Source organism: uncultured Turicibacter sp., from assembly GCF_938044715.1.
Taxonomy (GTDB): Bacteria; Bacillota_I; Bacilli_A; order MOL361; family Turicibacteraceae; genus Turicibacter; species Turicibacter sanguinis.
Genome location: NZ_CALIOS010000050.1, coordinates 25,565 through 44,214, shown reverse-complemented (window position 1 = coordinate 44,214; position 18,650 = coordinate 25,565). Strand labels below are relative to the sequence as shown.

Genomic DNA, 18,650 nt, shown 5'->3' with positions numbered 1-18,650 from the left:
CCTAAAAAAACATAAAAAGGAGTGATAAATCACTCCTTTTTAACTACTATTTCAATTCTTTTTCTACAATAGCTAAGATACGCTCTACATAGCTTTCACATAACTCTTCTGTTTCAGCTTCAACCATAACACGAACTAATGGTTCCGTTCCTGAAGGACGAACTAAGACGCGGCCTTTACCATTCATTTCTGCCTCTACTTCAGCAATCACAGCTAAAATAGCCTCATTGGTCATCATGGCATTTTTATCTTCAACACGAAGATTTTTTAATAACTGAGGATACTTAGGCATTTCTTTAGCTAAATCAGCAAGTGATTGACCTTTTTCAACGATAATTTTAGCTAATTGAACTGCACTTAACATTCCATCTCCAGTTGTTCCATAATCTAAGAAGATTAAATGTCCTGATTGTTCTCCACCGAAGTTGTAATCATTTTTCAACATTTCCTCTAGAACATAACGATCTCCAACTTTCGTTTGGACACTATGTAATCCATTAGCTTCAACAGCATTATAGAATCCTAAGTTACTCATAACAGTTGAAACGACTGTTCCTTGTTTTAATAATCCTTTTTCATTTAAATAGCGACCAACGATAAACATAATGTAATCACCATCAATAATGTTTCCATTATGATCAACCGCAATTAAACGATCACAGTCTCCATCAAAAGCAAATCCTAAATGTGCTTCATGCTTCACGACTTCTTTTGCTAAGTTTTCCGGATGAGTTGAACCACAATTATGATTAATATTAATTCCATCTGGATTAGATGATACAGTTACAATATCAGCATCTAAATCAGCAAATAATTGAGGTGCTAATGCTGAACTTGCTCCATTCGCACAATCTAATACAATCTTTAATCCCGTTAATTTTTGACCAACAGTTCCTTTAATAAAGTTCACATATTTTTGAGATCCCATTTGGAAATCTTCAACACGTCCGATTTCACCAGCAATTGGACGTGGTAGTTCATCACTTAAATCAATTAAAGCTTCGATTTCTTCTTCTTCTTGGTCACTTAATTTATATCCACTATGGCTAAAAATTTTAATTCCATTATCTTGAACTGGATTATGAGAAGCAGAAATCATAACTCCCGCATCAACATCTAAATTTTTTGTTAAGTAAGCTACTCCTGGAGTGGTAATCACACCAAGCGTTAATACATCAGCACCAGATGACACTAGACCTGCAATTAAGGCACTTTCTAATAATTCACCAGAAATACGAGTATCGCGCCCGATTAAAACCTTAGGACGAGTATTTTTTTCCTTTAAATGATGTCCTAAAATACGTCCTAATTTTAATGCGAATTCTGGAGTTAGCTCAGTATTTGCTACTCCTCGAATTCCATCTGTTCCAAAGTATTTTCCCATATATAATAACCTCACTTTTATTCTGTAATTATGACATTAACCTTAGACTTATTAGACTCAACTAACACACCAGTTGGAGCTTCAATAGTAATTGGCACTTCATATTCACCAACACCATATCCCATAAGATCGATATATATTTTTATATCATCACTTGATATAGAATTCAACTTTGTCGTTGACCCTTTTAACGTAACATCTAACATCGCATCCTCTAAAGTTTTTGCTTTAATACGATAGTTAGCATCTAAGTTTTTAAAGTCTACTGAAACATCTTCTAATACCTTCGTTTGTGTTTCCTCAAACGTCACCTTTACTTTAATTGTGTCGGCATCCATTTTATGAATATTTTCCGGCTTATCTAATTTAACAATCAACTCATTATTCTCATCCAATTGATACAAGTCAACCTGAATTTGTAATTTCTCGAAAGTTTCAAGTTGAGAAGCTTCACCATATAATTTAACCTCGGATGGCGTTAAAGTCAATCCACTAACACTATACCCATCTGGTGCATTCCCAGTTACAATTGCCTCTACTGGTACTACTTTACTCGGACTTGTCACTTGGACAGTTGCTGATAACTTGTCTGGTTTAATTTCTACATCTAGTTTATTACCTAGTTTATCATAAGCAAAAACAGGAGCTTCATAGTCAGCTAATTTTGTTAAATCTGAAACATCAATAATTGCCTTAACACTTGCCACTTGGTCAACTACTGTTTGAGGACCTTTTATTTTTACAGTATCTAGTGCCAATTGAGGTTCACTTAAAACATACATTTCATCAATCTGATCTAAATTAACAAAATCTGCCTGAACTTTTTTATCAGTCTCTGTTAACGCCATAATCGTAACAACGATTGTACTTGGATCAATTTTAACATCTAATTTATCCCCTAATTTACTATAAGCTAAATTAACTTTATGCGTACCAGGAGGTAAATCTGTTAAATCTGCATAAATTTCAAAACTACCTTTTGTTTTAGCAATATCAACCTGACTCTTATCCCCTATTAACGTAACATCAACAGTGTCAGGAAGTCCTTCAATTACCATCCGCTCTTTATCATAATATGAAACAAGTGGATAACTATTAATATCTACTGAATACCTTTCAGTAACACTTGGTGCATATCTAGTACTTGCAGCAACAATAATGGCAACGATTAAAGCTAAAATTTTAGTTAACTTCTCATTTCTTAAAAAACTCTCATAAAAATGATCAAGATTATTAACCTTTAAAATACCTAAAATCAAACTAGGAGTAGTTAAAAATCTCCATATATTCTTGAAGAACGAAGAAATTTTCTGAAAAAACTTTTCAGTATCTTTTACTGTTTCAATTGCAATCTGACGAGCAATTTCATTTGAATCAACGTCAGGTTTCTGATTTTTGTTTGCTTTAGCTGATTTTTTAAAAAATGGGTTTTTCATTGTGACACCGCCCTTACCATTTCATTCTAACTTAGATACTGTTTTAAATCCCTTGAGAATAAATCTACTTGATCATAAACCTTTAGTTCTCCCTTATATGCAATAGAGAATCTTCCTGTTTCTTCTGAAACAACTAAAGTAATACTATCAGAAATTTCACTAATTCCAATAGCTGCTCTATGACGTGTACCAAATGCCTTATTTATATCCTCACGTCTTGTAGACGGTAAATAAGCTCCGGCACAGTATAATTTACCATCGCGAATCATAACAGCTCCATCATGTAATGGTGTAGTAGGTACGAAAATAGTTGTTAAAAGTTCTTGAGATATCTCTCCATCAACAATAGTAGATGGGGTAATAAACTCATCTAATTTGACCCCTCTTTCAATGACTATTAATGCCCCAATGCGACGTTTAGCTAAAAATTCCACTGAATTAGTTAATATACTAACAATGTCCCGATCACCTAAAATATTTTTTTCCCTATTTAAAGTGCTATTACGGCCGATTTGTTCAAGACCACTACGAATCTCAGGTTGGAAAACGATTATAATTGCAAGTAGGCCCCAGTCAATAACATTCCCTATAAGTGAATTTAATGTATAGAGATCAAAAACTTGACTGATGATGTCAATGATATAAATCAAAATGACACCCTTTAAAATTTGAACGGCACGTACATTTGATTTAATTAATCTTAAAACATAATAGATAATTAACCATACAAAATAAACATCTAATCCCACTAATACCAGATTTAAAAAAGTAAAATCTTCTACTGTATTAATCAAACTGTCGGCCTCCTTTTTACAACATTTTTATTATATCATACTTACAAAAAATATAAATCTTTCCTTGTAAATTAAAAGAATAAACTAACACATTTTTCCAACAAAATCGGTTCATTTTTAAAAAAACATCCTAATATTATCATTAAAACAATCATAATCACCGTACAGAATTAGTATGTTTCTTTAAACAAAAAAAAACCTTAAAACATATCAAAGATAGTTTTAAGGTTTTTAAAATTATACTAACTCGATAACTACCATATCAGCTGCATCCCCACGACGAGGTCCAACTTTTAAGATACGAGTGTATCCACCATTACGCTCAGCGTAACGAGGTGCGATATCAGAGAATAATTTTTGAACTGCAGTTGCTCCAGTTTCATCGTTAGCGATTTCTGCACGTACATATGCAGCTGCTTGACGACGAGCATGTAAGTCTCCGCGTTTACCTAAAGTAATTAATTTTTCAACTACTGAACGTAATTCTTTAGCGCGAGCCTCAGTTGTAACGATACGTTCATTGATAATTAAATCAGTTGATAAATCACGTAACATTGCTTTACGTTGATGACTAAGACGTCCTAATTTTCTGTAAGCCACTTAAAATTCCTCCTTCCATTGAAAAAATGGAATATAACATTTATAAAAAATAGATTATCTATTTAGTGCAACCTAAGCTTAATCCTAATTCGTCAAGTTTATCCTTAACTTCTTTTAATGATTTTTTACCTAAGTTACGAACTTTCATCATATCTTCTTCAGAATGACGTGCTAATTCTTCTACTGTATTGATTCCAGCACGACGTAAACAGTTATAAGAGCGAACTGATAAGTCTAACTCTTCAATTGGCATTTCTAATACTTTGTTTTTCTCTTCATCTTCACGTTCAACGATAAATGATGCAAGTTGCCCTGCTTCATTTAAGTTAACTAAAATACTGAAGTGTTCAACTAAGATTTTAGATGCTACAGAGATAGCCTCTTGTGGATTAATACTTCCATTTGTCCAAACTTCTAATGTTAATTTATCGTAAGATGCATCTTGACCAACACGAGTCTTTTCAACATCATAAGATACACGTGTAACTGGTGTGTAGATAGAGTCGATAGCGATCTCTCCTGCGCTTTCAAGTAACTTTTTGTTATCATCAGCACCTACATATCCATTACCACGACGAGCTTTCATAGTCATACGTAAACGACCAGTAGCTGATAATGTAGCAATGTGTAATTCAGGATTGATGATAGTTACTTCTTCGTCACACTCGATATCAGCTGCAGTAACTGCACCTTCACGAGCTACATCAATACGAAGTTCTTTAACTTCTTCTGTATCAATTGATAAGATTAAGTTTTTTAAATTTAAAATGATTTGTGTTACATCTTCTACTACACCATCGATAGCGGTAAATTCATGTTGAACTCCCTCTATAGAGATAGATGTTACTGCAGCTCCAGGAAGTGATGATAGTAATACTCGACGTAAGGAATTCCCTAACGTAGTACCATATCCACGTTTAAGAGGCTCAATAACAAATTTCCCATAGAATTCATCTTTGATGTATTCTTCAACTTCAATTCTTGGTTTTTCGATTTCTAACATCGATTTCCCTCCTCAGGATCGCTTAATAGTAGGGTACTACTTTCAAATTTCTTCCTGATTAACCACGTGGGTGTTTTGGTGGACGACAACCATTGTGAGGTACTGGAGTAACGTCTTTGATAGCTGTTACATCTAATCCTGCTGCTTGTAAAGCACGGATAGCAGCTTCACGACCAGGACCAGGTCCTTTAACAGTAACGTCTACACTCTTCATACCATGATCCATTGCAGCTTTAGCAGCAGCTTCTGATGCCATTTGAGCAGCAAATGGAGTTGATTTACGAGAACCTTTGAATCCTAATGCACCTGCACTTGACCATGAGATTGCATTTCCATGAGGATCAGTAATCGTAACAATTGTATTATTGAAAGTCGAGTGGATATGTGCTACACCTGTAGCAATATTCTTTTTAACACGACGTTTACGAGTAACTTGTTTACGTGCCATGTGATGACCCTCCTAACTATTTTTTCTTATTAGCAACTGTTTTACGTGGACCTTTACGAGTACGCGCATTATTTTTAGTGTTTTGTCCGCGTACTGGTAAGCTACGACGGTGGCGAACACCACGGAATGACGCAATTTCCATTAAACGTTTGATGTTTAATGAGATTTCACGACGTAAGTCACCTTCTACTTTTAATTTATCTACTTCAGTACGAATACGGTTTAACTCATCTTCAGTTAAATCGCGTACACGTGTATCTTCAGATACACCAGCTGCAGCTAAAATTTGTTGAGCTGTTGGTTTACCGATTCCGTAGATGTATGTTAATGAAATTACAACGCGTTTATCGCGAGGAATATCGATACCAGCAATACGTGCCATACATTGCACCTCCTAAAGCTTATCCTTGTTTTTGTTTATGTTTTGGATTTTCACAAATTACCATTACTTTACCTTTACGGCGAATAACTTTACATTTATCGCAGATAGGTTTTACAGATGGTCTTACTTTCATGAATTAAAACCTCCTCATTTTTGATTATATCGGAGTCTCTATTTATGACGATATGTAATGCGCCCACGTGTTAAATCATAAGGAGATAATTCTACTGTTACTTTATCACCTGGTAAAATACGAATGAAGTTCATACGGATTTTACCAGAAACGTGAGCTATTAATTGATGACCATTTTCTAATTCTACTTTAAACATAGCATTTGGCAAATTATCGATAACGGTAGCTTCTACTTCAATAACGTCTTGCTTAGCCATTGATTATGCCTCCTTATCTTTATAACTTAGTTAATATTTCATATCCATCGTCAGTGATGACAACAGTATGTTCAAAATGAGCACAGATACTCTTATCTCTTGTTACTACAGTCCAATTATCAGCAAGAGTACGAACGTATCTCTCACCAAAATTAACCATAGGTTCAATAGCTAAAGTCATACCTGTTTTCAATCTTGGTCCTCGTCCTGGAGGTCCGTAATGTGGAATAGAAGGATCTTCATGGAGATCTTGACCGACACCATGACCCGCATACTCACGAACAATTGAATAATTATGAGATTCTACATACGTTTGAATCGCATGAGAAATATCAGATAAACGATTATTCGCTTTTGCAAATTCTAAACCGATAAATAATGATTCTTTTGTAACATCAAGTAAATGTTGAGCTTCATCTGAGATTTTACCAACTGGATAAGTCCAAGCTGAATCTCCGTGGTATCCATTATATTTTGCACCAATGTCAATTGAGATAATATCTCCTTCTTTTAGTACACGATTTCCTGGTATACCATGTACAAGCTCATCATTAACTGATGCACAAATACTTGCAGGGAATCCATGATAACCTTTAAAAGAAGGTATAGCGCCTTGACTGCGAATAACATCCTCAACAATTTTATCTAAATGTTTTGTTGTTACGCCAGGTTTAATGTGTTTTTGGACCTCATGATGAGCCAAAGCAACAATACGCCCAGCTTCTCGCATAATTTCAATTTCGCGTGGAGTCTTACAAATAATCATTAATTATTGCCTCCGAGTACGTTTTGAATCTCTTCAAATACAAGATCAATTGATTGCTGACCATTAATATTAACAAGATTTCCTGCTAAAGAGTAATAATCTAATAATGGTTTAGTTTGATTAACGTAAACATCTAAGCGATTACCAACCGTTTCTTCATTATCATCTTTACGTTGATATAATTCGCCACCACATTTGTCGCAAACACCCTCAACTGCAGATGGATTGAAGATTTTATGATAAGTTGCTCCACAAGAACGACAAATACGACGTCCTGTTAAGCGCTCTTTAAGAATATTTAAATCAACATCAATATTAATTACATAATCAATCTTTGAATCAAGCGAAGTCAGTATTTCATCTAAGGCTTTTGCCTGATCTACTGTTCGTGGAAAACCATCTAACAGGAATCCCGACTTGCAATCTGATTCAGACAAGCGATCCTTTACTATACCAATTGTAACATGGTCAGGTACAAGTGCACCTTGATCCATGTAACGTTTAGCTTCCATACCTAATTCAGTTTGGTCTTTTATCGCTTTCCTAAACATATCACCAGTTGAGATATGTGGAATTTGATAAGTTTCAATAATTTTTTCTGCTTGAGTACCTTTACCAGCACCTGGAGGCCCCATAAATACGATTTTCATCATATCACCTCGATTATTTGATGAATCCTCTATATTTTTGATCCATTGTTTTTGTTTGGATTTGCTTAGCAGTTTCAATTGCAACTCCTACAACAATCAGTAAGCTAGTACCACCAATTTCTACACTACTAGGTAAATCAGTGATTGCGCCAAATAAGATTGGTAGACCCGCAATAACAACTAGATAAATAGCTCCAATAAAAGTGATACGTGATAATACTTTAGATAGATATTCTTCAGTATCCGCACCCGGACGAACGCCTGGAATATAAGATCCTTGTTTTTTAAGGTTTTCAGCCACTTTTTCAGGACTTACTTGTACGAAAGCGTAGAAGTAAGTGAAAGCAACGATTAATACAACATATAAAATAAATCCAATTGGTTGTGTGTAGTCAAAAATTGTTGTAATCCATTTCGTAACTCCTGATTCAGGAAGAAACGATACTACAGTTAACGGTAAACTCACTAATGAAACCGAGAAGATTACTGGAATTACACCTGCTGAATTTAACTTCAATGGGATAAATGAATCTTTTCGTCCTGATAACTGAGCTGAATTATGTCTATTTGCATATTGAATTGGTAATTTTCTAGTTGCGCTTTGTAAATATATAACAGCAATAATTGTTAAAAGCAATAGTGCAAGCACTGAAATAAATGCTAATACATTTGAAAGTGTTATATTTACCAAGTATTTCGTGTATAAATCGTTTAGCATATATGGAACACGAGATAAAATACCTGCCACGATAATCATTGATGTACCATTACCAATTCCCTTGCTAGTTATTTGATCAGCAAGGAAAATCATAACAGCAGTACCTGCTGTCATCGTTAGAGCGATATATAGATAAGTTAAAATAGAATGACTTTCTAATAAAACTCCTCCATACATTAAGTCGAAACCAATTGCCATTGTAATAGCTTGTACAAAGGCAAGTACTAACGTGACATAGCGTGTTAATTGATTTAACTTACGCTTACCAGTTTCACCTTCTTTTGCCCATTCAGACAAAATAGGGATAACATCCATTTGAAGCAACTGAATAATAATTGATGCAGTAATATAAGGAGAGATAGACATTGCAAACAATGAGAATCGTTTTAATGCCCCTCCACTTAATGTATCAATAAACCCAAGCATAGGAGTTTGAGCAGAGGCTTCTAACACAGAAGTGTTGATGGTTGGCACAGGAATATAAGATCCTAAACGATAAACGATAAAAATCATTAACGTAAATAGAATCCTTTTTCGTAAATCAGCGTTCTTCCATATTTTACTGAAAGTAGCCATTATACCACCTCGATTGATCCACCTAGAGCTCCAATACGTTCTTCTGCTGTTTTTGAGAATTTAGCTGCTTTAACAGTTAATTTCTTCTCTAATTGTCCTTGTCCTAAAACTTTAACCCCAGAATGTAATTTTTTGATTACTCCAGTTTCTAATAAAAGTTCTGCAGTAACAATTGTTCCGTCTTCGAATTTATTTAATTGATCTAAATTAACGATAGCGTACTCTTTACGGTTAATGTTTGTAAATCCACGTTTTGGTAAACGACGGAATAAAGGAGTTTGACCACCTTCGAATCCGATACGAACTCCACCACCTGAACGAGCGTTTTGTCCTTTGTGTCCTTTACCTGCAGTTTTACCTTGACCAGAACCGTGACCACGACCGATACGTTTTCTATCTTTACGAGACCCTTCAGTATAAGTTAACTCATGTAATTTCACCGAAAGTCACCTCCTTTGATTATTTCTCTTCTACAGTCACTAAATGAGATACTTTATTAATCATACCGCGAACAGCTACGTTGTCAGCTTTAACAACTGTTTGATTCATTTTACGTAAACCAAGAGCTTGAACTGTTGCACGTTGAGATTCATTTTGACCGATTACACTACGTGTTAAAGTAATGTGTAATTCTTTAGCCATTGGAGTTCCCTCCTTATCCTAAGATTTCTTCAACAGTTTTACCGCGTAATTCAGCTACACGTTCAACTGTTTTTAAATTTTCTAAACCGTTGATTGTTGCACGCACCATGTTGATTGGTGTGTTAGATCCTAAAGATTTTGATAGGATATCTTGTACTCCAGCTAACTCTAATACGTTACGTACAGGTCCACCAGCGATAACTCCAGTACCGGCAGAAGCAGGTTTTAATAATACGCTACCTGAACCGAATTCACCAGTGATTTGGTGAGGAATTGTAGTTCCAACGATAGGTACATAGATTAAGTTCTTTTTAGCACTTTCAACTGCTTTTTTAATTGCTTCTGGTACTTCTTGAGCTTTACCAGTACCGAAACCTACGTGACCATTTTTGTCACCGACAACAACTAGAGCAGCAAAACGGAAACGACGTCCACCTTTAACTACTTTTGTTACACGATTAATAGTAACAACACGTTCTTCAAGTGTTAAGTTACTAGGGTCAATGATTTGACGCATCTTTGTCCCTCCTTCTAAATTAGAATTGTAATCCATTTTCACGAGCTGCTTCAGCTAATGCTGCAACACGTCCGTGATAGATATATCCTCCACGGTCGAAAACAACTGCTGTGATATTTTTTTCTGAAGCGCGTTTTGCAACTGCTGCTCCAACTGCTTTAGCTGCTTCAACATTTCCTGTAGAAGCGATATTTAAATCTTTATCTAAAGTTGATGCACTAACTAATGTAGTACCAGTTACATCGTCAATGATTTGCGCATAAATGTGTTTGCTAGAGCGGAAAACATTTAAGCGTGGGCGCTCTGCAGTTCCTGTAACTTTAGCACGTACACGATAATGTCTTTGTTTACGTAACTCATTACGTGATACTTTCTTAATCATTCAGGCCACCCCTTTCGAATTATTTTTTAGCTTTTTTACCTTCTTTACGGCGTACTTGTTCACCTTTATAACGGATACCTTTTCCTTTATAAGGTTCTGGAGCACGTACCGCACGGATATTAGCTGCGAATTCTCCAACTACTTGTTTATCGATACCTTTAACAACTACAGTTGTATTGTTAGGTACTTCAACAGTCACACCTGCTGGTGCTTCCATTTCTACTGGGTGAGAATATCCAGCACTTAATACAAGTTTTTCTCCTTGTTTTTGAGCACGGTATCCAACCCCGATAATTTCTAATTCACGAGTGAATCCTTCTGAAACACCAACAACCATGTTATTTAATAAAGCACGAGTTGTTCCGTGTAACATTTTATTAGTTTTTTGATCGTCAGGACGAACTACAGTTACTTCGTTCCCTTCAACATTAAATTGCATGTTTGAGTTAAATGTACGTGTAAGTTCCCCTTTAGGTCCTTTTACAGTAACTAAGTTATTTTCAGCAACAATTACTTCAACACCAGAAGGTAATGCTACTGGTTTATTACCAATACGAGACATTAATGTACACCTCCTGTCTTTGTTATTACCAAACGTATGCTAATACTTCTCCACCAACTTGTTGTTGACGAGCTTCTTTATCAGTCATGATTCCTTTAGAAGTAGAAAGGATAGCGATACCTAATCCATTTAATACTTTAGGAACCTCTGTATTTTTAACGTATACACGTAAACCTGGTTTAGAGATACGTTTTAATCCTGTGATAACACGTTCGTTGTTTTTACCGTATTTTAAAGCAACACGTAAAACACCTTGTTTATTATCTTCAATATATTCTACATCGCGAACGAAACCTTCACGCTTTAATAATTCTAATACTTCACGTTTCATTTTTGAAGCTGGCATCTCAACCACTTCATGACGCATTTGGTTTGCGTTACGAATACGTGTTAACATATCTGCAATTGGATCTGTCATTACCATTTATTTTTCCTCCTTCCCGTTTATAGAGAATTAAGTTTATTACCAGCTTGCTTTTTTAACACCTGGAATTTGTCCTTTATATGCTAATTCACGGAAGCAAATACGGCATAATTTGAATTTGCGTAAGACAGAGTGTGGACGACCACAACGCTCGCAACGTGTATATTCACGTACTTCGAATTTTTGTTTACGCTGTTGTTTGATAATCATAGATTTTTTAGCCATGATTGACGCCTCCTTTCATCAATTATTTTTGAAATGGCATCCCTAATTGAGTTAACAACTCACGAGCTTCTTCATCTGTGTTAGCAGTTGTAACTACAACGATATCCATTCCGCGAACTTTACTTACTTTATCAAAATCGATTTCAGGGAAAATTAATTGTTCTTTAACACCTAATGTATAGTTTCCACGTCCATCAAACGATTTTTTAGAAACACCGCGGAAGTCACGTACACGAGGTAACGAGATTGATACTAATTTATCTAAGAAATCATACATACGCTCACCACGTAATGTAACTTTACATCCGATTGGCATTCCTTCACGTAGACGGAATCCAGCGATTGATTTTTTAGCACGTGTAACAACTGGTTTTTGACCAGTGATTAACGCTAATTCAGCAACAGCCTCATCTAATACTTTAGAGTTGCTTACAGCTTCTCCGATACCCATGTTGATTACGATTTTATCAATATTAGGAATTTCCATTACTGATTTATAACCGAATTTTTCAACCATTGAGTTTTTAATTTCATTTTCATATTTTTGACGTAAACGATTCATGTAGGTTTACCTCCCTTCGTTGTTAAACTTTATTATAAAACTTCACCAGATTTTTTAGCGAAGCGTACTTTTTTACCGTCAACGAATTTAAATCCTACGCGTGTTGGTTTTCCACTCTTTGGATCTACGATCATTACGTTAGATGCATGGATTGGTGCTTCAAATTCAACAATACCACCATCTGGGTTCATTTGAGAAGGACGTACGTGTTTCTTAACAACATTCACACCTTCAACAGTTACTTTGTTAGTTGATGGTTGAGCTGAAAGAACAACACCTTCTTTACCTTTATCTTTACCTGAAATAACTACTACTTTATCTCCAGTTTTAATATGCATAATGTGCACCTCCTAATCTTACGGATTAAGTGTTAATTAAAGAACTTCTGGAGCTAATGAAACAATACGCATAAATTCTTTATCGCGTAATTCACGAGCTACTGGTCCGAAGATACGAGTACCACGTGGAGATTTATCGTCTTTAATAATAACTGCTGCATTTTCATCAAATTTAATATATGATCCATCAGCACGACGAGCTCCAGTTTTCGTACGGACGATTACTGCTTTAACTACATCACCTTTTTTTACAACTCCACCTGGCGCTGCTGACTTAACTGTAGCAACAATAACATCACCGATGTTACCAGTTTTTTTGTGAGAACCACCTAAAATTTTAATTGCTAATAATTCCTTTGCACCAGAGTTATCAGCAACTCTTAAACGTGTTTCTTGTTGAATCATGATTGGACCTCCTTTCAAGACTCCAGTAAACTAAATATAAATAAAATTAAATAATAACTGCTTTTTCAACAATTTCAACTAAACGGAATTTTTTAGTTTTTGACATAGGACGACATTCTTCGATGCGAACTAAATCTCCAACTTGTGCTTCATTTAATTCGTCATGAGCTGCATATTTTTTTGAATATTTAACTCGTTTACCGTATAGAGGATGTACTTTGTAAGATTCGATAAGTACTGTAATTGTTTTATCTGTTTTATCTGAAACTACACGTCCAGAAAAAGTTTTTTTAGTACGTTCCATAATTGAACCTCCTCTCAAGCTCATTATTTGTTATTTTCGCGTTCGCTAATGATCGTTTTCATACGTGCAATACCTTTACGTACTTCACGAATACGACCAGTGTTTTCTAATTGTCCTGTAGCTAATTGGAAACGAAGGTTGAATAACTCATCTTTTAATTCGTTAATTTTAGCTTCGATTTCTGTAGTGGTTAAATTACGGATTTCCTTAGCATTCATTACTATCACCACCGTCTACACGTTTTACGAATTTAGTTTGAACTGGTAATTTATGAGAAGCTAAACGTAATGCTTCGCGAGCGATCTCTTCAGATACTCCACCAATTTCAAACATAACTTTCCCTGGTTTAACTACTGCTACCCATCCGTCTGGTGCCCCTTTACCTGATCCCATGCGGACTTCTAATGGTTTAGCAGTTTTAGCTTGATGAGGGAAGATTTTAATCCATACACGACCATTACGTTTCATGTAACGAGTCATGGCAATACGAGCTGCCTCGATTTGGCGGTTAGTTACCCAAGCACCAGTTGTAGCTTGAATTCCGTACTCACCGAATACTACTGTTGTTCCACCTTTTGCTTGTCCTTCATATGACAAACGGTGAGGGCGACGATATTTCGTACGTTTAGGTACTAACATATTATTTACCCTCCTTTACTTGACGGTTTTTAGTAGGTAATACTTCTCCTTTATAGATCCATACTTTAACACCTAATTTACCGTATGTTGTATCTGCTTCAGCTGTAGCGTAATCGATATCAGCACGTAATGTATGTAAAGGAACATTTCCTTCACTATATCCTTCAGCACGAGCCATATCTGCTCCACCTAAACGTCCTGAAACTTGAGTTTTAATTCCTTTTGCACCAAATTTAATAGCACGTTGGATTGCAACTTTTTGTACACGACGGAAAGAAGCACGATTTTCTAATTGTTCTGCGATAGAGTTTGCAACTAATTGAGCATCAACTTCAGGGCGTTTGATTTCAACGATACGGATGAAAACACGTTTACCTGTCATTTTTTCTAATTGAGCAACTGCTGCATCTTTTTCTGATCCACCACGACCGATTACCATACCTGGTTTAGCCGTATGAACGATAATATTAACACGGTTTTTAGCACGTTCAATTTCAACGCGTGATACCGAAGCTTTTTTGAATTTGTTATTAATGAAATCACGGATTTTTAAATCCTCGTGTAATAAAGTAGCAAAGTCTTTATCATTTGCATACCAACGAGCATCCCAGTCACGGATTACACCAACACGTAAACCAATTGGACTAACTTTTTGACCCACTTCGTATCCCTCCTTTAATTATTTTCTTTCAGCAACCACGATAGTGATATGTGATGTTCTTTTATTGATTTGTGATGCACGACCTTGTGCACGTGGACGGAATCGTTTTAATGTTGTTCCTTCATTCACATATGCTTCTTTAACATATAATGAATTAATATCTAAGTTTAAATTGTGTTCAGCATTCGCGATAGCTGATTTTAAAACTTTTTCCACAATCGGAGATGCCGCTTTTGGAGTGTGTTTTAAAATTGCATATGCTTCGCCAACTTGTTTTCCTCGAATTAAATCAATCACTAAGCGTGCTTTACGAGGAGCGATGCGAACTGTTCTAGCCATAGCTTTAGCTTCCATAGCCATGTCCTCCTCTCAATATTAACGTCTAGTTTTTTTATCTTCTTTAATGTGTCCTTTATATGTACGAGTTGGTGCGAATTCACCTAATTTGTGTCCTACCATATCTTCTGTTACATATACAGGAACATGTTTACGTCCATCATAAACAGCGATTGTATGTCCTACAAACTGTGGGAAAATTGTTGAACGACGTGACCATGTTTGAATGATTTTTTTGTCTCCGTTTGCATTAGCAGCTTCGACTTTTTTCATTAAATGATCGTCACAGAAAGGTCCCTTTTTTAAACTACGTCCCATTCTAAATTTCCTCCTTTCGAACATTTAGCATTTTTTTATATTATTTGTTGCGTCCGCGAACAATTAATTTACTTGATGCTTTTTTCTTATTACGAGTTTTTAAACCAAGAGCTGGTTTACCCCAAGGTGTAACTGGAGATTTACGTCCGATTGGAGTACGTCCTTCCCCACCACCGTGTGGATGGTCATTAGGGTTCATTACAGATCCGCGAACAGTTGGACGTTTACCTAACCAACGTGTACGACCTGCTTTACCGATGTTAACTAATTCGTGGTCAGCATTTCCTACTTCACCGATAGTTGCACGGCAAGTTCCTAATACTTTACGAACTTCACCAGAAGCTAAACGAACTAATACGTAACGCTCTTCACGCCCTAAAATTTGAGCAGAAGTCCCTGCTGAACGTACTAATTGTCCACCTTTACCAGGTTTTAATTCGATATTATGAATTAATGTACCAACTGGGATACTCATGATTGGTAAAGCATTACCAACTTTGATATCTGCATTAGCACCAGATTCAATTTGCATTCCAACTTTTAATCCTTTTGGAGCGATAATGTATCGTTTTTCCCCATCAGCATAGTTGATTAATGCGATATTTGCTGAACGGTTTGGATCGTATTCGATTGTAGCAACACGTCCTGGAATACCGTCTTTTGTACGTTTAAAGTCGATGATACGGTATTTACGTTTGTGTCCACCACCGTGATGACGCACTGTAATTTGACCGTGATTATTACGCCCTGCTTTTTTGCTTAAAGGAGCTAATAATGATTTCTCTGGTTGATTAGTCGTAATTTCGTCAAATGATAAAACTGACATGTTACGACGACCATTAGTGGTTGGTTTATACTTTTTAACAGGCATCTTGTTCCCTCCTTTTGCTAATTATTATACTTCAAACTTTTCGATAGTTTGTCCTTCAGCTAATGTTACAATAGCTTTTTTCATTGAAGGCTTGAATCCTTCATAACGTCCAACGCGACGTTTTTTAGGACGAACGTTAACGATGTTTACTTTTTCAACTTTTACATTGAATAAAGCTTCACAAGCTTGTTTAACTTCGATTTTGTTTGCTTTTTTATCAACTTCGAAAGTGAATTTACCTTCGTTCATTAAATCATAAGATTTTTCAGTGATAATTGGGCGCTTAACGATATCTCTAGCATCTTTCATTATGCAAGCACCTCCTCAATCTTTTTAACTGCATCTTGAGTAATAACTAACTTAGTTGCATCTAAAAGATCTAATACGTTTAATTGGCTTACTGTTAAAACTTTAACACCTGGGATGTTACGAGTTGATAATTCAACTGCAGCATTTTCCTCAGCAGTAACAACTAACGCTTTAGATGTAACATTTAACGCACCTAAAACATTGATCATTTGTTTTGTTTTTGGAGCTTCGAACACTAATTGATCTAAAACTACGATTTCATTTTCAACTACTTTAGTTGCTAACGCAGATTTTAAAGCTAAGCGACGAACTTTTTTGTTTAATTTATATGCATAGCTACGTGGAACTGGTCCGAATACGATTCCTCCACCACGCCATTGAGGTGCACGAATAGATCCTTGACGAGCACGTCCAGTACCTTTTTGTTTCCAAGGTTTACGTCCACCACCACGTACCTCAGTACGAGTTTTAGTTTTGTGAGTTCCTTGACGCATTGATGCACGTTGCATAATTACAGCATCGAACATTGCTTGTTTATGAGGCTCAATACCGAAGATTGCTTCGTTTAAAACGATTTCTCCAACTTGAGCACCTTGTTGGTTATATAATGCTACTTGTGGCATTATGAATCCTCCTTTCCTACTGTACTAAACTTATTTTGCTTTAACAGCAGAACGAACCATAACTAAAGATTTTTTAGCTCCTGGTACATTTCCTTTGATTAATAAAACGTTACGTTCTGTATCAACTTTAACAATTTCAAGGTTTTGAACAGTCACGATGTTTCCACCAGTTTGTCCAGGTAATTTTTTACCTTTTAAAACGCGGTTAGCAGCAATCGATCCCATTGAACCTGGGCGACGATGGTAACGAGAACCGTGGGCCATAGGTCCGCGAGATTGTCCATGACGTTTAATAACACCTTGGAATCCTTTACCTTTTGTTTTCCCAGTTACGTCAACAATTTCACCTTCAGCAAAAGTGTCAACTTTGATCTCTTGACCAACTTGATATTCCGCTACGTCTAAGTTACGGAATTCACGAATGAAGCGCTTAGGCGCTGTTTCAGCTTTAGCAACATGTCCCATTTCAGGTTTGTTAGCTAATTTTTCACGCTTAGTTTCGAAACCTACTTGAACAGCTTCGTATCCGTCAGTTTCATTTGTTTTAACTTGTAAAACAACGTTAGGTGTTGCTTGAACAACAGTTACAGGGATTAATTTCCCTTCTTCAGAGAAAATTTGAGTCATACCAATTTTTCTACCTAAGATTCCTTTGGCCATGAGTTACACCTCCTATTTCGTTTATATATTATAATTTGATTTCGATGTCTACACCAGATGGTAAGTCTAAACGCATTAATGAATCAACTGTTTGTGGTGTTGGTTCAACAATGTCAATCAGACGTTTGTGAGTGCGCATTTCGAATTGCTCACGAGAATCTTTGTACTTATGTACCGCACGTAAGATCGTATAAACTTGCTTTTCAGTTGGTAGAGGGATTGGACCTGCTACTTTAGCACCTGTTTTTTTAGCACTTTCAACGATTTTTTCTGCTGATTGATCTAAAATTCTGTGATCATAAGCTTTTAAACGAATTCTGATTTTTTGTTTTGCCATTTTTATTCCTCCCTTCGCCTATTTTAGGAATAGACTAGCTCCACGAAAATTCCCTGACACTTTGCCATGGCAAATCGGCCGGGTGTGTCAGCAACCTTTCGGTTCAACGCTGAAGTCAACATATCCATTATACATGATTATTAAAACAAATGCAAATATTTTTTTGCTTTTTGTCATAAAATATTTATTTTTAATATTTAATAGAAATTCCACTTATGGTTTAGCATTCGATAATAATTTACGTATTCAAATTTAACATATCTCTTACAAACAATCAAACAATTATAACAAGTAAATTTTTCTATTTTATTTTAACAACTATTCTAGTCCAACTATATTTAGAATTACACAACTTTAAGTATATATTTACACATCACCATGGTAATAT

33 protein-coding genes are annotated in these 18,650 nt (G+C 35.7%); all 33 read right to left on the bottom strand.

Annotation, left to right across the window (positions count from 1 at the left end):
- Nucleotides 1-46: 46 nt before the first annotated feature.
- Nucleotides 47-1,384, bottom strand: a complete 1,338-nt coding sequence (glmM, locus tag QWC74_RS05180; RefSeq protein ID WP_006784461.1) for a phosphoglucosamine mutase — start codon at nt 1,382-1,384, stop codon at nt 47-49.
- A gap of 17 nt (nt 1,385-1,401) precedes the next feature.
- Nucleotides 1,402-2,820, bottom strand: a complete 1,419-nt coding sequence (locus QWC74_RS05175) for a YbbR-like domain-containing protein (protein WP_006784460.1) — start codon at nt 2,818-2,820, stop codon at nt 1,402-1,404.
- A 26-nt stretch (nt 2,821-2,846) separates the two neighbouring features.
- Complete coding sequence (gene cdaA, locus QWC74_RS05170; protein ID WP_006784459.1) at nt 2,847-3,614, bottom strand: diadenylate cyclase CdaA; 768 nt, start codon at nt 3,612-3,614, stop codon at nt 2,847-2,849.
- Between the two features lie 237 nt (nt 3,615-3,851).
- On the bottom strand, nt 3,852-4,214 hold the full coding sequence (gene rplQ, locus QWC74_RS05165; protein WP_006784458.1) for a 50S ribosomal protein L17: 363 nt from the start codon (nt 4,212-4,214) through the stop codon (nt 3,852-3,854).
- Nucleotides 4,215-4,272: 58 nt separating this feature from the next.
- On the bottom strand, nt 4,273-5,217 hold the full coding sequence (locus QWC74_RS05160; RefSeq protein WP_006784457.1) for a DNA-directed RNA polymerase subunit alpha: 945 nt from the start codon (nt 5,215-5,217) through the stop codon (nt 4,273-4,275).
- A gap of 58 nt (nt 5,218-5,275) precedes the next feature.
- Entirely contained in the window at nt 5,276-5,665 is a 390-nt protein-coding gene (gene rpsK, locus QWC74_RS05155) for a 30S ribosomal protein S11 (protein ID WP_006784456.1), read from the bottom strand.
- Between the two features lie 16 nt (nt 5,666-5,681).
- Complete coding sequence (gene rpsM / locus QWC74_RS05150; RefSeq protein WP_006784455.1) at nt 5,682-6,047, bottom strand: 30S ribosomal protein S13; 366 nt, start codon at nt 6,045-6,047, stop codon at nt 5,682-5,684.
- A 19-nt stretch (nt 6,048-6,066) separates the two neighbouring features.
- Nucleotides 6,067-6,180 (bottom strand): 50S ribosomal protein L36, encoded by a 114-nt coding sequence (rpmJ, locus tag QWC74_RS05145; protein WP_006784454.1) that lies wholly within the window; start codon nt 6,178-6,180, stop codon nt 6,067-6,069.
- Between the two features lie 38 nt (nt 6,181-6,218).
- On the bottom strand, nt 6,219-6,437 hold the full coding sequence (gene infA / locus QWC74_RS05140) for a translation initiation factor IF-1 (RefSeq protein ID WP_006784453.1): 219 nt from the start codon (nt 6,435-6,437) through the stop codon (nt 6,219-6,221).
- Nucleotides 6,438-6,456: 19 nt separating this feature from the next.
- The gene (map, locus tag QWC74_RS05135) at nt 6,457-7,203 is read right to left on the bottom strand and encodes a type I methionyl aminopeptidase (protein ID WP_006784452.1); all 747 of its coding nucleotides are present in this window, start codon (nt 7,201-7,203) and stop codon (nt 6,457-6,459) included.
- Nucleotides 7,203-7,853, bottom strand: coding sequence for an adenylate kinase (locus QWC74_RS05130; protein ID WP_006784451.1), 651 nt, complete (start codon nt 7,851-7,853; stop codon nt 7,203-7,205). The genes map and QWC74_RS05130 overlap by 1 nt, the downstream gene beginning before the upstream one ends.
- A gap of 13 nt (nt 7,854-7,866) precedes the next feature.
- The gene (secY, locus tag QWC74_RS05125) at nt 7,867-9,147 is read right to left on the bottom strand and encodes a preprotein translocase subunit SecY (RefSeq protein WP_006784450.1); all 1,281 of its coding nucleotides are present in this window, start codon (nt 9,145-9,147) and stop codon (nt 7,867-7,869) included.
- Entirely contained in the window at nt 9,147-9,587 is a 441-nt protein-coding gene (rplO, locus tag QWC74_RS05120; protein ID WP_006784449.1) for a 50S ribosomal protein L15, read from the bottom strand. The genes secY and rplO overlap by 1 nt, the downstream gene beginning before the upstream one ends.
- 19 nt (nt 9,588-9,606) lie before the next feature.
- Nucleotides 9,607-9,789 (bottom strand): 50S ribosomal protein L30, encoded by a 183-nt coding sequence (gene rpmD / locus QWC74_RS05115; protein ID WP_006784448.1) that lies wholly within the window; start codon nt 9,787-9,789, stop codon nt 9,607-9,609.
- A gap of 13 nt (nt 9,790-9,802) precedes the next feature.
- Nucleotides 9,803-10,306: a 30S ribosomal protein S5 gene (rpsE, locus tag QWC74_RS05110; protein ID WP_006784447.1), complete on the bottom strand. Its 504-nt coding sequence runs from the start codon at nt 10,304-10,306 to the stop codon at nt 9,803-9,805.
- Between the two features lie 19 nt (nt 10,307-10,325).
- Complete coding sequence (gene rplR, locus QWC74_RS05105; RefSeq protein WP_006784446.1) at nt 10,326-10,688, bottom strand: 50S ribosomal protein L18; 363 nt, start codon at nt 10,686-10,688, stop codon at nt 10,326-10,328.
- Nucleotides 10,689-10,707: 19 nt separating this feature from the next.
- Nucleotides 10,708-11,250: a 50S ribosomal protein L6 gene (gene rplF, locus QWC74_RS05100; RefSeq protein WP_006784445.1), complete on the bottom strand. Its 543-nt coding sequence runs from the start codon at nt 11,248-11,250 to the stop codon at nt 10,708-10,710.
- Nucleotides 11,251-11,275: 25 nt separating this feature from the next.
- Nucleotides 11,276-11,674 carry a 30S ribosomal protein S8 gene (gene rpsH / locus QWC74_RS05095; RefSeq protein WP_006784444.1) on the bottom strand — a complete coding sequence of 133 codons (399 nt, stop codon included), beginning with the start codon at nt 11,672-11,674 and terminating at the stop codon, nt 11,276-11,278.
- Nucleotides 11,675-11,713: 39 nt separating this feature from the next.
- Complete coding sequence (locus tag QWC74_RS05090; RefSeq protein ID WP_006784443.1) at nt 11,714-11,899, bottom strand: type Z 30S ribosomal protein S14; 186 nt, start codon at nt 11,897-11,899, stop codon at nt 11,714-11,716.
- Nucleotides 11,900-11,921: 22 nt separating this feature from the next.
- The gene (rplE, locus tag QWC74_RS05085; protein ID WP_006784442.1) at nt 11,922-12,461 is read right to left on the bottom strand and encodes a 50S ribosomal protein L5; all 540 of its coding nucleotides are present in this window, start codon (nt 12,459-12,461) and stop codon (nt 11,922-11,924) included.
- 32 nt (nt 12,462-12,493) lie between these two features.
- A complete protein-coding gene (rplX, locus tag QWC74_RS05080; RefSeq protein WP_006784441.1) occupies nt 12,494-12,799 on the bottom strand; it encodes a 50S ribosomal protein L24 in 306 nt (101 codons plus the stop codon).
- A gap of 36 nt (nt 12,800-12,835) precedes the next feature.
- Entirely contained in the window at nt 12,836-13,204 is a 369-nt protein-coding gene (gene rplN, locus QWC74_RS05075) for a 50S ribosomal protein L14 (protein ID WP_006784440.1), read from the bottom strand.
- 46 nt (nt 13,205-13,250) lie between these two features.
- Nucleotides 13,251-13,508: a 30S ribosomal protein S17 gene (gene rpsQ, locus QWC74_RS05070; protein ID WP_006784439.1), complete on the bottom strand. Its 258-nt coding sequence runs from the start codon at nt 13,506-13,508 to the stop codon at nt 13,251-13,253.
- Between the two features lie 23 nt (nt 13,509-13,531).
- Complete coding sequence (gene rpmC / locus QWC74_RS05065; protein ID WP_006784438.1) at nt 13,532-13,726, bottom strand: 50S ribosomal protein L29; 195 nt, start codon at nt 13,724-13,726, stop codon at nt 13,532-13,534.
- The gene (gene rplP / locus QWC74_RS05060; RefSeq protein WP_006784437.1) at nt 13,716-14,147 is read right to left on the bottom strand and encodes a 50S ribosomal protein L16; all 432 of its coding nucleotides are present in this window, start codon (nt 14,145-14,147) and stop codon (nt 13,716-13,718) included. Before rplP ends, rpmC begins: the two co-directional genes overlap by 11 nt.
- A gap of 1 nt (nt 14,148) precedes the next feature.
- Entirely contained in the window at nt 14,149-14,808 is a 660-nt protein-coding gene (rpsC, locus tag QWC74_RS05055; RefSeq protein ID WP_006784436.1) for a 30S ribosomal protein S3, read from the bottom strand.
- Nucleotides 14,809-14,826: 18 nt separating this feature from the next.
- Nucleotides 14,827-15,162 carry a 50S ribosomal protein L22 gene (gene rplV, locus QWC74_RS05050; protein WP_006784435.1) on the bottom strand — a complete coding sequence of 112 codons (336 nt, stop codon included), beginning with the start codon at nt 15,160-15,162 and terminating at the stop codon, nt 14,827-14,829.
- Nucleotides 15,163-15,183: 21 nt separating this feature from the next.
- A complete protein-coding gene (rpsS, locus tag QWC74_RS05045; protein WP_006784434.1) occupies nt 15,184-15,462 on the bottom strand; it encodes a 30S ribosomal protein S19 in 279 nt (92 codons plus the stop codon).
- Nucleotides 15,463-15,502: 40 nt separating this feature from the next.
- A complete protein-coding gene (gene rplB / locus QWC74_RS05040) occupies nt 15,503-16,333 on the bottom strand; it encodes a 50S ribosomal protein L2 (protein ID WP_006784433.1) in 831 nt (276 codons plus the stop codon).
- Nucleotides 16,334-16,357: 24 nt separating this feature from the next.
- On the bottom strand, nt 16,358-16,642 hold the full coding sequence (gene rplW / locus QWC74_RS05035; protein WP_006784432.1) for a 50S ribosomal protein L23: 285 nt from the start codon (nt 16,640-16,642) through the stop codon (nt 16,358-16,360).
- Nucleotides 16,642-17,265 carry a 50S ribosomal protein L4 gene (gene rplD, locus QWC74_RS05030; protein WP_006784431.1) on the bottom strand — a complete coding sequence of 208 codons (624 nt, stop codon included), beginning with the start codon at nt 17,263-17,265 and terminating at the stop codon, nt 16,642-16,644. The genes rplW and rplD overlap by 1 nt, the downstream gene beginning before the upstream one ends.
- A gap of 30 nt (nt 17,266-17,295) precedes the next feature.
- Nucleotides 17,296-17,925, bottom strand: a complete 630-nt coding sequence (rplC, locus tag QWC74_RS05025) for a 50S ribosomal protein L3 (RefSeq protein ID WP_006784430.1) — start codon at nt 17,923-17,925, stop codon at nt 17,296-17,298.
- 28 nt (nt 17,926-17,953) lie between these two features.
- Nucleotides 17,954-18,262 (bottom strand): 30S ribosomal protein S10, encoded by a 309-nt coding sequence (rpsJ, locus tag QWC74_RS05020; protein WP_006784429.1) that lies wholly within the window; start codon nt 18,260-18,262, stop codon nt 17,954-17,956.
- Nucleotides 18,263-18,650: the final 388 nt, after the last annotated feature.

Bases quoted from the DNA above. Each gene is read 5' to 3' on its own strand.
- rplB (WP_006784433.1), bottom strand. From the start codon at position 16,333: ATGCCTGTTAAAAAGTATAAACCAACCACTAATGGTCGTCGTAACATG.
- rplR (WP_006784446.1), bottom strand. From the start codon at position 10,688: ATGATTAAGAAAGTATCACGTAATGAGTTACGTAAACAAAGACATTAT.
- QWC74_RS05160 (WP_006784457.1), bottom strand. From the start codon at position 5,217: ATGTTAGAAATCGAAAAACCAAGAATTGAAGTTGAAGAATACATCAAA.
- rpsS (WP_006784434.1), bottom strand. From the start codon at position 15,462: ATGGGACGTAGTTTAAAAAAGGGACCTTTCTGTGACGATCATTTAATG.
- infA (WP_006784453.1), bottom strand. From the start codon at position 6,437: ATGGCTAAGCAAGACGTTATTGAAGTAGAAGCTACCGTTATCGATAAT.
- rplW (WP_006784432.1), bottom strand. From the start codon at position 16,642: ATGAAAGATGCTAGAGATATCGTTAAGCGCCCAATTATCACTGAAAAA.
- rplD (WP_006784431.1), bottom strand. From the start codon at position 17,265: ATGCCACAAGTAGCATTATATAACCAACAAGGTGCTCAAGTTGGAGAA.
- rpsM (WP_006784455.1), bottom strand. From the start codon at position 6,047: ATGGCACGTATTGCTGGTATCGATATTCCTCGCGATAAACGCGTTGTA.
- secY (WP_006784450.1), bottom strand. From the start codon at position 9,147: ATGGCTACTTTCAGTAAAATATGGAAGAACGCTGATTTACGAAAAAGG.
- rplE (WP_006784442.1), bottom strand. From the start codon at position 12,461: ATGAATCGTTTACGTCAAAAATATGAAAATGAAATTAAAAACTCAATG.
- rplN (WP_006784440.1), bottom strand. From the start codon at position 13,204: ATGATTCAACAAGAAACACGTTTAAGAGTTGCTGATAACTCTGGTGCA.
- glmM (WP_006784461.1), bottom strand. From the start codon at position 1,384: ATGGGAAAATACTTTGGAACAGATGGAATTCGAGGAGTAGCAAATACT.
- rpsJ (WP_006784429.1), bottom strand. From the start codon at position 18,262: ATGGCAAAACAAAAAATCAGAATTCGTTTAAAAGCTTATGATCACAGA.
- rplP (WP_006784437.1), bottom strand. From the start codon at position 14,147: ATGTTAGTACCTAAACGTACGAAATATCGTCGCCCTCACCGTTTGTCA.
- map (WP_006784452.1), bottom strand. From the start codon at position 7,203: ATGATTATTTGTAAGACTCCACGCGAAATTGAAATTATGCGAGAAGCT.
- rpsH (WP_006784444.1), bottom strand. From the start codon at position 11,674: ATGGTAATGACAGATCCAATTGCAGATATGTTAACACGTATTCGTAAC.
- QWC74_RS05090 (WP_006784443.1), bottom strand. From the start codon at position 11,899: ATGGCTAAAAAATCTATGATTATCAAACAACAGCGTAAACAAAAATTC.
- rpmJ (WP_006784454.1), bottom strand. From the start codon at position 6,180: ATGAAAGTAAGACCATCTGTAAAACCTATCTGCGATAAATGTAAAGTT.
- rplV (WP_006784435.1), bottom strand. From the start codon at position 15,162: ATGGAAGCTAAAGCTATGGCTAGAACAGTTCGCATCGCTCCTCGTAAA.
- rpmD (WP_006784448.1), bottom strand. From the start codon at position 9,789: ATGGCTAAAGAATTACACATTACTTTAACACGTAGTGTAATCGGTCAA.
- rpmC (WP_006784438.1), bottom strand. From the start codon at position 13,726: ATGAATGCTAAGGAAATCCGTAATTTAACCACTACAGAAATCGAAGCT.
- rpsE (WP_006784447.1), bottom strand. From the start codon at position 10,306: ATGCGTCAAATCATTGACCCTAGTAACTTAACACTTGAAGAACGTGTT.
- rplX (WP_006784441.1), bottom strand. From the start codon at position 12,799: ATGCATATTAAAACTGGAGATAAAGTAGTAGTTATTTCAGGTAAAGAT.
- QWC74_RS05130 (WP_006784451.1), bottom strand. From the start codon at position 7,853: ATGAAAATCGTATTTATGGGGCCTCCAGGTGCTGGTAAAGGTACTCAA.
- rplF (WP_006784445.1), bottom strand. From the start codon at position 11,250: ATGTCTCGTATTGGTAATAAACCAGTAGCATTACCTTCTGGTGTTGAA.
- rpsQ (WP_006784439.1), bottom strand. From the start codon at position 13,508: ATGGAACGTACTAAAAAAACTTTTTCTGGACGTGTAGTTTCAGATAAA.
- QWC74_RS05175 (WP_006784460.1), bottom strand. From the start codon at position 2,820: ATGAAAAACCCATTTTTTAAAAAATCAGCTAAAGCAAACAAAAATCAG.
- rplC (WP_006784430.1), bottom strand. From the start codon at position 17,925: ATGGCCAAAGGAATCTTAGGTAGAAAAATTGGTATGACTCAAATTTTC.
- rpsK (WP_006784456.1), bottom strand. From the start codon at position 5,665: ATGGCACGTAAACAAGTTACTCGTAAACGTCGTGTTAAAAAGAATATT.